The organism is Nonomuraea sp. NPDC005692, from assembly GCF_040631115.1.
In the GTDB taxonomy this organism is placed as follows: Bacteria; Actinomycetota; Actinomycetes; order Streptosporangiales; family Streptosporangiaceae; genus Nonomuraea.
Window position 1 is genome coordinate 31,552 of the sequence record NZ_JBEXYU010000019.1, and the last position, 12,116, is coordinate 43,667.

Annotated in this window: 10 protein-coding genes; 2 read left to right on the forward strand and 8 right to left on the reverse strand. The window is 71.6% G+C overall.

Annotation, left to right across the window (positions count from 1 at the left end; genetic code table 11):
• Window positions 1-2,553, forward strand: coding sequence for a Tex family protein (locus ABZ459_RS31865; RefSeq protein ID WP_357978233.1), 2,553 nt, complete (start codon window positions 1-3; stop codon window positions 2,551-2,553).
• 557 nt (window positions 2,554-3,110) lie between these two features.
• A complete protein-coding gene (locus ABZ459_RS31870) occupies window positions 3,111-3,800 on the forward strand; it encodes a hypothetical protein (RefSeq protein WP_357978236.1) in 690 nt (229 codons plus the stop codon).
• 1,101 nt (window positions 3,801-4,901) lie between these two features.
• Here ABZ459_RS31870 and ABZ459_RS31875 read toward each other — a convergent pair.
• The 8 genes from ABZ459_RS31875 to ABZ459_RS31910 all read right to left on the reverse strand — a co-directional run bounded on the left by ABZ459_RS31875 (window position 4,902) and on the right by ABZ459_RS31910 (window position 11,998).
• Entirely contained in the window at window positions 4,902-5,795 is an 894-nt protein-coding gene (locus ABZ459_RS31875; protein WP_357978239.1) for a sigma-70 family RNA polymerase sigma factor, read from the reverse strand.
• Window positions 5,796-5,805: 10 nt separating this feature from the next.
• On the reverse strand, window positions 5,806-6,192 hold the full coding sequence (locus tag ABZ459_RS31880; RefSeq protein ID WP_352327166.1) for an STAS domain-containing protein: 387 nt from the start codon (window positions 6,190-6,192) through the stop codon (window positions 5,806-5,808).
• Between the two features lie 52 nt (window positions 6,193-6,244).
• Complete coding sequence (locus ABZ459_RS31885) at window positions 6,245-7,222, reverse strand: phosphotriesterase-related protein (protein ID WP_357978242.1); 978 nt, start codon at window positions 7,220-7,222, stop codon at window positions 6,245-6,247.
• Window positions 7,223-7,331: 109 nt separating this feature from the next.
• Window positions 7,332-8,729, reverse strand: a complete 1,398-nt coding sequence (locus ABZ459_RS31890) for a methionine--tRNA ligase (protein ID WP_357978245.1) — start codon at window positions 8,727-8,729, stop codon at window positions 7,332-7,334.
• Window positions 8,730-8,864: 135 nt separating this feature from the next.
• Window positions 8,865-9,266, reverse strand: a complete 402-nt coding sequence (locus ABZ459_RS31895) for a TrmH family RNA methyltransferase (RefSeq protein ID WP_357978673.1) — start codon at window positions 9,264-9,266, stop codon at window positions 8,865-8,867.
• A gap of 194 nt (window positions 9,267-9,460) precedes the next feature.
• Complete coding sequence (locus ABZ459_RS31900) at window positions 9,461-10,708, reverse strand: APC family permease (RefSeq protein WP_357978248.1); 1,248 nt, start codon at window positions 10,706-10,708, stop codon at window positions 9,461-9,463.
• Between the two features lie 103 nt (window positions 10,709-10,811).
• Window positions 10,812-11,270, reverse strand: a complete 459-nt coding sequence (locus ABZ459_RS31905) for a universal stress protein (RefSeq protein ID WP_357699338.1) — start codon at window positions 11,268-11,270, stop codon at window positions 10,812-10,814.
• A gap of 110 nt (window positions 11,271-11,380) precedes the next feature.
• A complete protein-coding gene (locus ABZ459_RS31910) occupies window positions 11,381-11,998 on the reverse strand; it encodes a DUF998 domain-containing protein (RefSeq protein WP_357978250.1) in 618 nt (205 codons plus the stop codon).
• Between the last annotated feature and the right edge of the window lie 118 nt (window positions 11,999-12,116).

Here is a 12,116-nt window from a genome sequence, read left to right on the forward strand (position 1 = left end):
GTGCTCTCTATTCACCAGCGGATCGCGGCAGAGCTCGACGTGCGCGACGGGCAGGTGCAGGCGGCGGTCGATCTGCTCGACGGCGGCGCCACCGTGCCGTTCATCGCGCGCTACCGCAAGGAGGTCACCGGCGCCCTCGACGACGCGCAGCTCCGCACGCTCGAGGAACGGCTGCGCTACCTCCGTGAGCTCGACGAGCGCAGGGCGGCGATCCTGGAGTCGATCGAGTCTCAGGGCAAGCTCGACGACGAGCTGCGCGCGCAGATCATGGCGGCCGAGACCAAGGCCAGGCTCGAAGACATCTACCTGCCCTACAAGCCCAAGCGGCGCACCAAGGCGCAGATCGCCCGCGAGCTCGGCCTGGAGCCGCTGGCCGACAAGCTGCTCGGCGACCCGACGCTCCACCCGGCCACGGTCGCCGCGGAGTTCGTCACCGAGGGCGTGGCCGACGCCGCCGCGGCCCTCGAAGGGGCCAGGGCGATCCTGATCGAGCGGTTCGCCGAAGACGCCGACCTCATCGGCGACCTGCGCGAGCGGCTGTGGAGCCGCGGCCGGCTCGTGTCGAAGGTGCGCGAGGGCAAGCAGGAGGCGGGGGCGAAGTTCTCCGACTACTTCGAGTTCACCGAGCCGTTCACCAAGCTGCCCTCCCACCGCATCCTGGCGATGTTCAGGGGCGAGAAGGAGGAGGTGCTCAACGTCGCGCTCGAGCCCGACGAGACCGCCGACTACGAGCTGCGCATCGGCGCCCGGTTCGACATCTCCGACAAGGGGCGTCCGGCCGACCAGTGGCTGACCGAGACCGTGCGCTGGGCCTGGCGCACCCGCATCCTCGTGCATCTCGGCATCGACCTGCGCATGCGCCTGTGGCAGGCCGCCGAGGACGAAGCGGTGCGCGTCTTCGCCGCCAACCTGCGCGACCTGCTGCTGGCCGCCCCGGCCGGCACCCGCGCGACCATGGGCCTCGACCCCGGCCTGCGCACCGGCGTGAAGGTGGCCGTGGTCGACGCCACGGGCAAGGTCGTCGAGACCGCCACCATCTACCCCCACGAGCCCAAGCGCCAGTGGGACCAGTCGCTGGCCGTGCTCGGCGCGCTGGCCCAGAAGCACGGCGTCGAGCTCATCGCCATCGGCAACGGCACCGCCTCGCGCGAGACCGACAAGCTGGCCGGCGACCTGGTCAAGCTCATGCCGTCGATCACCAAGATCGTGGTGTCGGAGGCGGGCGCCTCGGTCTACTCGGCCTCGGCCTACGCCTCCCAGGAGCTGCCCGACCTCGACGTGTCGCTGCGCGGCGCGGTCTCCATCGCGCGCCGGTTGCAGGACCCGCTCGCCGAGCTGGTCAAGATCGACCCCAAGTCGATCGGCGTCGGCCAGTACCAGCACGACCTGGCCGAGTCCAAGCTCTCCCGCTCGCTCGACGCCGTCGTCGAAGACTGCGTCAACGCGGTCGGGGTCGACGTCAACACGGCGTCCGCGCCCCTGCTCACGCGGGTGTCGGGCATCGGCGCGACGCTGGCCGAGGGCATCGTGCGCCACCGCGACGCCAACGGGCCGTTCCGCACCCGTACGGCGCTGAAGGAGGTCTCGCGGCTCGGGCCCAAGGCGTTCGAGCAGTGCGCCGGCTTCCTGCGCATCCCGGGCGGCGACGACCCGCTCGACGCCTCCAGCGTGCACCCTGAGGCCTACCCGGTGGTCCGGCGCATCCTGAGCTCGGTCCAGACCGACCTCAAGTCGCTGATCGGCAACACCTCGGCCCTGCACACGATCCGGGCACAAGACTTCACCGACGACACCTTCGGCCTGCCGACCGTCACCGACATCCTGCGCGAGCTGGAGAAGCCGGGGCGCGACCCGCGTCCGGCGTTCAAGACGGCGGCCTTCAAGGAGGGCGTGGAGAAGATCTCCGACCTGGTGGCGGGGATGATCCTGGAGGGCGTGGTCACCAACGTGGCCGCCTTCGGCGCGTTCGTCGACATCGGCGTCCACCAGGACGGCCTGGTCCACGTGTCGGCCATGTCCCGCACCTTCGTCAAGGACCCGCGCGACGTGGTCAAGCCGGGTGACATCGTCCGCGTCAAGGTGCTCGAGGTGGACATCCCGCGCAAGCGCATCTCCCTGACCCTCCGCCTGGAGGACGAGGTCACCCAGCCGTCCACCGAGGGCCGCCCGCCCCGCAAGTCGGGCGCCCGTTCGGACGGCTCCCGCAACGAGCCCCGCCGCGACGGCTCCGCCCCCCGTGGCGAGGGCGGCCGCGACGGCGGCTCTCGCGGTGACGGCCGCGACGGCGGCTCTCGCGGTGACGGCCGCGACGGTGGCCGGGGTGACGGTGGCCGGGGTGACGGTGGCCGGGGTGACGGTGGCCGGGGTGACGGCGCTCGCGGTGGTGGCGGTCGTGACGGCGGTCGCGGCCAGGGCGGTCGTGGCGACGGCGGTCGTGGCCAGGGGCGCGGCGACGGACAGCGCGGCGGACAGCGCCGCCAGGACCGTCCGGCTCCCATGGGCGCGATGGCCGAAGCCCTCCGTAAGGCGGGCCTCGGCGGCGACAACCGCTGACCTCAACCCCTGACGGCGGGCCGGCCTCCACAACCGGCCCACCGTCAGGGCTGCCCCCTGCCACCAGCCCACCGTTCAGGCTGGCCCAGTCACCGGCTGGGCGGGGGGTTCTTGGTGGGGGGCGATACGGTCGGAGGGTGAGGACAACTGTGTTTTCCATGGCTGTCGGCCAAGCCCGCGACCTGCTTCGCTGGCGCTCGCCGCTGCGGACCGAGCTCTGGGCGGCCCGGCTCACCGCTGCTCTGGAGCCCGATGAGGTGAGGCCGTTCCTGCGCGAGCTGGCCGAGGACGGGAGCGCTGAGTCTCGTCTCACCCTCGCTGCCCTGGCCGCGGTCGACAGGACCGGATGGCCTGGGGCGGAATCCCATCCGAACGTTGATCAGGAGTCGGCCGAGCCAGTCGAGGCGGAACTGGGGCCGGAATCCGAGTCGGGCGCGGGGGCGGAATCCGCGGCCGCGTCGGAGGCAGGGCCAGGGGCGGGTGTGCTGCGGGTTCTGGGAGTGGAGGTTCCCGGGACGACGGAGGCCGATCTCGGGCTACCCGGTTGGGTGCGCCGCATGGGTCAGGTGACCTGCGAAGGAGCCTGGTACGGCAAGGCCGACCCGTTCGGCGAGCAGACCCTGGCCGTCCTGTCCTTCAGGTACGCGAACGGCAAGGAGCCGCACATCCTCGTCGTCGGCATCGACCAGCCCAACGGCGGCCTCGCGGTGGACGCCGTCGTCGAGGAGGTCAAGTTCCTCGACGACCTGGGCCTGAGCCCGGCCGAGCCGGGGGTGGTGGCCGGGCGGGTGCTGGACGCGTTCGAGCTGGGCGACCGGATCATGGGGGCTCAGGTGGCCGACACGCTGGCCGCCGTCCGTCCGCTGGCCATCGCGCGGGCCCTCGCGGTGCCCGGGCTCGTACGGCAGGCGCCCGACGGCACGATGGCCGACTTCCATGATCTGCCCGATGTGCCGGGGGCGCGGGAGGCGTTCGAGAAGTTGGCGGAGTTCGTGGGTGAGCGTCCGCTTTGGTGGAGTCCGGCGCGGGTGAGCCAGTTCCTGACGTCGTGGTTGCCGAGGGAGGCCATCCTGTCGGACCCGGTGGTGGCGGCGATGCCGGAGGTCGTCCGGGCGTGGAGCCGTTTCAACGGTGCCCATCCCGCCGTACTGCACCAGATCGACGTGGACGCGCCGCGCCTGCCCGCGCTGATGGCCGACGAGTCCCTGGCGGGGCTCGGCAAACGCATCGCCCGCCAGCACCTGTGACTTGGCTCGTCCCCATCGCCCGGCGACGGCTCCTGACCGTGACGAACCCGGCCACCGACTGTGCCACTGACCGCGACGTCTCACCGGGTAAGCCCGGCCGCGCGGTGGCCATTCGCCGGATTCGGCAACAGGGTCGGTGACGTGGGGTGCACCCAGGCGACGGCTGAGCACTGATGGCGTCTGGACCGCTTGGCGACGGCGGGCGACACCGAGCCGTCACGCGCCCACCAGTGCGAGGCCGACTGGCGGCTGCGTGTTGAGCGAAGTCCGTGGATGTCGGCCCTCGCCACGAACGGCCAACGGGCGACCGGGGCTTGAGGCAGGCCGTGGACGGCCGCGAACAGCCGATGGACGAGCTGAGGCTTGAGCAAAGACCGTCCGGGCAGCGGTCGTAGCGGCCAACCGACGGGCGGCTGGACCTTGAGGAAGGCCGTGGAAGGCCGCGAACGACCGATGGTCGAGCTGGGGCTTGAGCGAAGGCCGTGCTGGCAGCCGTCGCAGCGAGCAATCGGCAGACGGTTGCGCCTTGAGGCGGGCCATAGACGGCAGCCGCCACCGCGAACGGCCGACGAGACGACTGCGCCTTGAGGAAAATCCGTGGATGGGAGCCGCCGCCGTGAACGGTGGGCAGACGGTCGGGCCTTGGGGAGGGGTATCGGGGGCGTCGGCTGGGATGTGGGTGGATCGAGTCGGGGGTGGGGGCGGCTATGCTGCGCAGTGACGTATAGCGGTGCCCCACTTGGGCGTTTCGAGGGAGACTTGCGCGATGTACAAGGAGTTCGCTGTCGAGGCCGTCATGTGGCTCGTCCCGGTTGCGGTGCTGATCGGGGTCGCGCTCCTCGTCACCGCCTGACCCGAAGACCCGAGGAGAACGGGGGCCGAGCACGCGCTCGGCCCCCGTCCGCTGTCCGGGACCGACCAGGTGACTGCGCTACGACGTCCACCTTCCGCAGCCGATGGGCGACCGGGCAACGACGCCCGCCGTCCGGGGCGGCGGGTGAAAAGGCGGGGTAAGGGGCCACGGGTGACAGGGGCCCGCCGGTCGGTGACCGGAAGGTCATGAAGCCTAGGGAACAGGGGCGGCGGGCGGTGGCTGGGGGGTCAGGAGGCCCAGGCCAGGAGGGGGCTGTACTGGCGGAGGCGTTTCAGTGCCTGCTTCTCCAGCTGCCTGATGCGTTCCCTGGTGAGCCCGAGCCGGTCCGCGATCTCGCTGTAGCTCTCCGCCTTCTGCCCGGTGAGCCCGTACCGGAGCTTGATGACGAACGCCTCGCGCGGCGGCAGCGACGTGACCACGTCCCGGACGTCGGCGCTCATGGCGCGGCGTTCGGCGACCTCCTGCACCCCCACCCCGTCCTCGTCGGCGATCATGTCGGCGATGCGGCTCTCGCCGGACTCGCCGACCGGGAGGTCCAGGCTGACCACCTCCTGGCCGAGCCTGCGTAACGCGGCGACCTGGCCGGCGGTGAGCGACGCCGACGCGGCGAGCTCGCCGTCCGTCGGCTCGCGGCCCAGGTCGGTGGCGAGCTGCCGCTCGACCCTGAGCAGCCGCGACAGGTCCTCGGCCACGTGGATGGGCAGCCGTACGGTGCGGCTCTTGTCGTGGATGCCGCGTTCGATGGCCTGGCGGATCCACCACATCCCGTACGTCGAGAACTTGTACCCGCGGGTGTAGTCGAACTTCTCCACGGCCCTGATCAGCCCGAGGTTGCCCTCCTGGATGACGTCGAGCAGCGGCAGCCCGCGGAAGGCGTACCGCCTGGCGGCGGCGACGACCAGGCGGAGGTTGGACCTGATCAGCTTGTCCTTGGCCCGCCGCCCGTCGCGCACGACGGCTTCGAGCTCCGGTGTCGCGGCGCCGCGCTCGATCAGGTGGCCCGCGTACAGTCCTGCCTCGATCCGCCGGGCGAGGTCGACTTCGTCCGCGGCGGAGAGCAGGGGGTTCTTTCCGATCTGCTCCAGGTACATGCCGAGCAGGTCGGGCTCTGCGGCCGACATGTACCGGCAACTACCCGGTAAACGGCGGCGAATTCCCGGCTTCGTTGAGTTCGGCGATGGCCAGCTCGGCTGTGCTGCGGATGTCGAAGAACTTGTCCAGCGCGGTGATCGCGAACAGGTGCTTGCACCGGCCGTTCAGACCGGACAGCAGCAGCTTGCCGCCGGAGGCGGTGACGGCCTTGTGCAGGTAGACCAGCACGGACAGGCCGGAGGAGTCGCAGACGCTGACGGCCTGCATGTCGATGACGAGGAGCGGCGGCTGGGTGAGGTCGAGCGCCTTGGTGACCCGGTCGCGCACCTCGGCCGCGGACCCGAAGTCGAAATCCCCGGTCAGCCGTGCGATGACGCAGGGGCCCTGGAGTCCGAGGCTGATCGACAAAGCCTGCTCCGAAGTCACCCAGCTCCACCTACCCGCGTTGTTTCCCACTTGTCGTCACTTCTCGACCACTTTACGAGAAGTAGCGTCTCGGGTTGAACACCAGCATCTGTTCGATCTGGTCATCGGTGACACCAGAGCCGAGCAGTGCGGCCAGAACGTCATCGTGAATGTGATCGTAGCGCCAGTTCGGCGCGAGCGCGTTTCTGGCTTCGTCCCATGCGCCGCCGAAGTAGTCCATGAAGCAGGCGGTGTCGTGGCTGAGGACCATGCGGTCGGCGTAGCCGCGCCGGCACAGGGCCGCGATCGTGGCCACGCGCTGCTCGGTCGGGTTGTAGACGTCGAGACCGAACCGGTCCATGCCCAGCGTCGCGCCGGTGTCGGCCAGGCGCATCAGGTAGTCGAGGTCGTTGCTGTCGCCCGCGTGCCCGACGACCACTTTCTCCAGGTTCACCCCTTCCTTGGCGAACAGGTCCAGCGCGAGCAGCCCGCTCTGGGTGAAGGCGTTCGTGTGGACGGTGATCGGCGCCCCGGTCAGTACGTGGGCCCGCGCGACGGCCCGGCAGATGCGCTCGACGCCGGGTGTCAGCCCCTTGTGCTCCACCACGCACTTCAGCAACGCGGCCTTCACCCCGGTGTCGGCGATGCCTTCGGTGAGGTCGCGGACGAAGTCGTCGATCATCGGGTCGGGGACGTCGAGGAACAGGCCGGGGCCGCGGTGCTCGTACTGGTGGGGCAGTTCCTCGAAGGCGTACAGGCCGGTGGCGACGACGATGTTCAGGCCGGGCACCTCGGCGGCCACGCGCTGGATGCGCGGGATGTGGCGGCCGAGGCCCCACACCGTCGGGTCGACGATCGTCCGCACGCCCTTGGCCGCCACCGCGCCGAGCTTGGCGATGGCGTCGGCGACCCGGAACTCCTCGTCCCACCAGGAGCCTTTGCCGTAGTTGTCCACGTGCTCGGCGGCCACCACGAACACGTGCTCGTGCATCAGCGTCTGGCCGAGCTGTTCGACGTCGATCGGGCCCCGGACGGTGTCGACGGTGGGCATGGGACCTCCATACCAACTGGTCAGTAGGTGCGCCCAACGTAGGCCGCCCCTGCCGCACCGTCAACCGTCCAGGGCGAGCCCCGATCGGCGCGTCGGTACATGTCGGGATTCACCGGGCCAGGCGCGGGAACAGGGGTGCCGGCCGCGGCAGGCGCTCCCCCGACACCGCCGCCGCCACCCGCGCCGCCGCCGTCGGCAGGAACGGATCGAGCTGGACGGCCAGCGTCCGGCACGCCCCCACCAGCACGCCCAGCGACGCCTCCCGATCGCCGGCGGCCTGCTGCCACGGACGGACGCGTTCGACGTACCTGTTCGCCTCCTCCACCAGCCGCCACACCGCTCCGGCGGCCCGGCGGAAGTCGAAGTCCCGCAGCGCGCCGTGCACGTCGCCCGGCCCGAACTCCTCGCGCACCTCCGGCACGTCGCCGTCCAGGAACCGGTGGACCATGGTGGCCACCCGGTTGACCAGGTTGCCCACGCCGTTGGCCAGGTCCTCGTCGGCCCTGGCGATCAGGCGTTCCTCGGTGAAGTCGGCGTCGCCCACGCGCGGCACCTCGCGCAGCAGCCACCACCGCACCGCGTCCACGCCGTACGCGTCCACCAGGGCCACCGGGTCGACGGCCGTCCCGGACGACTTGCTGATCTTGCGGCCGTTCACGGTGAGGTAGTCGTGCACGAAGATCTGCGACGGCAGCGGCTCGCCGGCGGCCAGCAGCATCGCCGGCCAGTAGACCGCGTGGAAGCGGATCACCCCCTTGCCGACCAGGTGTACCTTGTCCGGCTCGGTCACCCACCAGCGCTCGTGGTCCGCGCCCTCCAGGGCGGTGACGTAGTTGGCGAGGGCGTCCCACCACACGTACACGACCTGGGAGGGATCCCCCGGCACGGGGATGCCCCAGCCGCGGGCGCGCGCCGCCGACCGCGAGACGCTGATGTCGGCCAGCCCCGCCTCGACGAACGCCAGCACCTCGTTGCGCCGGGCGGCCGGCTCGATGCGCAGGCCGCCGCCGCGGATGAGGTCGAGCAGGGCGTCCTGGTAGCGGGAGAGCCGGAAGAACCAGTTCCGCTCCGAGACCACCTGCAAGGGCCCCTCGTGCCCTTCCGGACAAGGCTCTTCGGGGTAGAACTGCTCGCAGCCGACGCAGTAGAGCCCTTCGTAGTGCCGCTGGTAGAGGTCGCGTTCGACGGCCTTCCAGATGCGTTCGACCCCGGCGCGGTGCGCGGGGTGACTGCTCGTCCTGACGAACGCGTCGAAGGACAGGTCCAGCGGTTCGCGCAGCCCTTCGAACGCGGCCGCGTTGCGGTCCACGAACTCCCGCACCGGCAGCCCTTCGGCCTCGGCGGCCAGCACGTTCTTCAGCGAGTTGTCGTCGGTCCCGGTCTGGAACCGCACGGGTTCGCCGCGTCGCCGGTGGTGCCTGGCCAGCACGTCCGCCTGGACGAGCTCCAGCGCGTGCCCGAGGTGCGGGCGGGCGTTGACGTAGGGGATGGTCGTCGTGATGTACATCGGTCGCCTCCCGAAAGGGGCCCCGACACGACGAGAGGCCCCGGGTCGCAGGGCCTCAACAGGACGTCGTCGGTGAAACCCCCTACGGGGTCATCATCACCGTGCTGATCGTCATGTTCGGCATCGTACCTGGCCTCAGGCCAGCCCGGCCAGCTTGTAAAGCACCAGCGACCCGGCCACCGCCACGTTGAGGCTGGCCCCGGTGCCGATCATCGGGATCTCCACGACGGCGTCGAGCAGGTCGAGCGCCTCGCCGGGGATGCCGGTGGCCTCGTGGCCGAGCACGACGACGGTCGGCTCGCGGGCCATGGGCAGGTCGGCCAGCCTGATGGCGTTCTCGGCCAGCTCGACGCCCAGCACGCGGTCGCGCCGGGAGGCCAGCCAGGGCAGCGGATCGACCCAATGGACGCATGCTCCGGCCCTGAGGGTGTTCCCTCTGGCCAGCGCCTCGGGGACCCAGGGCAGGCGGGGCACGGCCAGGCACGCCCCGGCCGCGTCGCAGGTACGCAGCAGAGTGCCGAGGTTGACGCCGTGCATGGGCCACAAAGGGGCGACGGTGAGATGGCCGAGACATCGGGGCCGCCTGCGCCGCCGCTGGGCCCGGAGCTCTCTGGGGGTGCGCACCCGGATGCCGCTCATGCGGCCGGGCGGAGGTTCCTTACGCGGACGTTCACGAGAAGGGCGCTTTCGTCGGCACGCCCGGGCCATCGTCGAGAGGAATCACGCCCAGTCTACGCCCGTGAGCCGCTCGCGCGGTGGCGTACGGCCCAGACGGCCAGCCCCACGGCGAAGACGGCCACCCCCGCGAGCACGGAGGCGAGCGGCAGCGTGAACGCCAGCACCAGGCACAACACCAGCCCGAGCACCGGCACGGCCTTGGCCGGCGCCCCCTCCGCGCGGGAGAGGGTCAGCGCGCAGGCGTTGGCGATCGCGTAGTAGACCAGCACGCCGAACGAGGAGAACCCGATCGCGCCGCGCAGGTCGGCCACCAGCAGCAGCACGACCACCGCGGCCCCGACCGCCGCCTCGGCCCGGCGCGGGACGCGGCGCTCCGGGTCGACCGCGGCCAGCACGCCCGGCAGATCACGCTCCCTGGCCATCGCGAGCACGGTACGGGAGACGCCGAGCAGCAGCGCGAGCAGCGCCCCGAGCGAGGCCACCGCCGCCCCCGCCCCGACGACCGGGACCAGCCACTCCGCCCCCGCCCGGCGCACGACGTCGGCCAGCGGCGCCGCGGACCCGGCCAGCCCGGACGCCCCGAGCGTGCGCAGCGCGGCCACCGCCACCAGCGTGTAGACGACGAGCGTGACGCCGAGGGCGATGCCGATCGCTCTCGGGATGGCACGGGCCGGATCGCGCACCTCCTCCCCCAGCGTGGCGATCCTGGCGTAGCCGGCGAACGCGAAGAACAGCAGCCCGGCTCCCTGGAGCACGCCCCACGGGCCGGCCCCGGACAGCCCCGCACCCGGCATTCCGGACGGCCGCTCCCCCGTCAGCCCGGCGACGATCACCGCGGCCAGCACGGCGAGCACGAGCACGACGATCACCCGGGCGACCGCGGCCGAACGCTGGACACCGAACAGGTTGAGCAGGGTGAGCGCGACGACCGCCGCGACGGCCAGCGGCCGGGCCGCGCCCGGGGCGACGTACGAGCCGAAGGTGAGGGCCATCGCGGCGCACGAGGCCGTCTTGCCGACGGTGAAGCCCCAGCCCGCCAGGTAGCCCCACAAGGGGCCGAGCCGCCGCCTGCCATAGACGTAGGTGCCGCCGGACTCGGGGTGGAGGGCGGCCAGGCGGGCCGATGAGGTGGCGTTGCAGTAGGCCACGACGGCGGCGAGCGCGAGGGCGGCGAGCAGTGAGCCGCCCGCCGCGGCGGCGGCCGGGGCGAAGGCGGCGAACACGCCCGCGCCGATCATCGCGCTCAGCCCGACGACGACCGCGTCGCCGGTGCCCAGCCGCCGCGCCAGGCCCTCGGCCATGCCGCCCCCTCCCCCGGCCTACACCCTTGATCGGGTCACCGGTCAGGAGATCCCGAGGCCCCCACTCTGCCGCACGCCACCGACATCCTCGCCGCCGGGTCCGTCAGGAGGTCGCCTCGGGGCCGGGGACCACCAGCACGGGACGCCTGGCGTGGTGCAGGACGCGGTCCGAGGTGCTGCCGAGCAGCAGCGATCGCACGCCGCCCAGTCCCCGCGTCCCGGTGACGATGAGGGTGGCGTCGATCTCGTCGGCCACGTCCACGATGGTCGACCACACCGCCACCGAGTCCAGGTCGCACCGCGGCGTCGCGTCGAGGCCGGCCTCGCGGGCCAGTTCGGCGCCGTGCCCGGCCAGCTCGGTCATCGCCTGGCCGATCGCCTCGTCCTCGGCCGCGGTGTTGTCGAGGGTCATCATGAGCCCGGCCGAGGCGCGGGCCGAGGTCATCGCCAGCCGCTCCCACACGGTCAGCACGACGGCGGATCTGTCCTGCACGGCCCGCCCGGCGAACGCGATGGCGGCCTTGGAGTCGTCCGAACCGTCGTAGGCGATCAAAATGGTCATCTTCACAGCTCCTTGGGCGAGGTCAGAGCCTTACCTCTTTCCAGGAGCAGGCCGTTCTCACGCGAAAAGGGACGGGAAGATCATCCCGCCCCTCGCGAACCTGCCAGGCGTCACGCCAGCGCGGCCGACACCCGCCGCGCCGCCGGCCTGAGCATCGACAGGCCCGCCAGTGCCAGCACCCCGATCTCGGTCACGACCACGACCCGCTGGGTCAGGCCCGCCGGGATGTCGTCGTTGCTCAGGGGGATGCCGAACATGCGCACCACGTACGGGACCACGACCAGCAACAGCGCCCCGAGGGCCACGCCGCTCAGCACGCGCATCGTCCTGGCGTACCGGATCCTGGCCTTGGCCAGCAGGAATCCCGCGGCGGGCATCACCAGGAAGGCGGCGAAGGCGGCGTAGCGGTGGATGCCTCCGGACAACGAGAGCGGCACCCCGGGACGGTCGGTCGGGAACGCACCGATCAGGAACATGCTCGCCCCCCACGCCACCAGCAGCGCGACGACCCAGCGGTTGGCGCCCGAGCGGCGCAGCGCCTCGGCGATCAGCCCGGACCCCACGGCGAACAGCGTCAGCGAGGCCGGCAGCAGCCATCCGGACGCCTGGAAGGCGTACTCGCTGATCACGCTGTGCAACGGGTCGAGACCCGATTCGGCGTGCAAGGTGAGCATCGCGCCGGCTCCGGTGCCGATGGCCGTGAACCCGCTGACAAGCAATCCCTTCATGCCTTAAAGCTCGCGTAAGGCGGCCTTGACCGACATCGGAGATGAGCCCCCAGCGGGCCCTGATCCGTCCCCTAATACCTTGGTCGGCAGAGTTCGGGGACGGGCCCGTGACCTGTGG

Coding starts and splice junctions, on each gene's coding strand:
- ABZ459_RS31870 (WP_357978236.1), top strand. CDS start 3,111: ATGGGTCAGGTGACCTGCGAAGGAGCCTGGTACGGCAAGGCCGACCCG.
- ABZ459_RS31875 (WP_357978239.1), bottom strand. CDS start 5,795: ATGTCGGCCGCAGAGCCCGACCTGCTCGGCATGTACCTGGAGCAGATC.
- ABZ459_RS31885 (WP_357978242.1), bottom strand. CDS start 7,222: ATGCCCACCGTCGACACCGTCCGGGGCCCGATCGACGTCGAACAGCTC.
- ABZ459_RS31890 (WP_357978245.1), bottom strand. CDS start 8,729: ATGTACATCACGACGACCATCCCCTACGTCAACGCCCGCCCGCACCTC.
- ABZ459_RS31895 (WP_357978673.1), bottom strand. CDS start 9,266: ATGCACGGCGTCAACCTCGGCACTCTGCTGCGTACCTGCGACGCGGCC.
- ABZ459_RS31900 (WP_357978248.1), bottom strand. CDS start 10,708: ATGGCCGAGGGCCTGGCGCGGCGGCTGGGCACCGGCGACGCGGTCGTC.
- ABZ459_RS31905 (WP_357699338.1), bottom strand. CDS start 11,270: ATGACCATTTTGATCGCCTACGACGGTTCGGACGACTCCAAGGCCGCC.
- ABZ459_RS31910 (WP_357978250.1), bottom strand. CDS start 11,998: ATGAAGGGATTGCTTGTCAGCGGGTTCACGGCCATCGGCACCGGAGCC.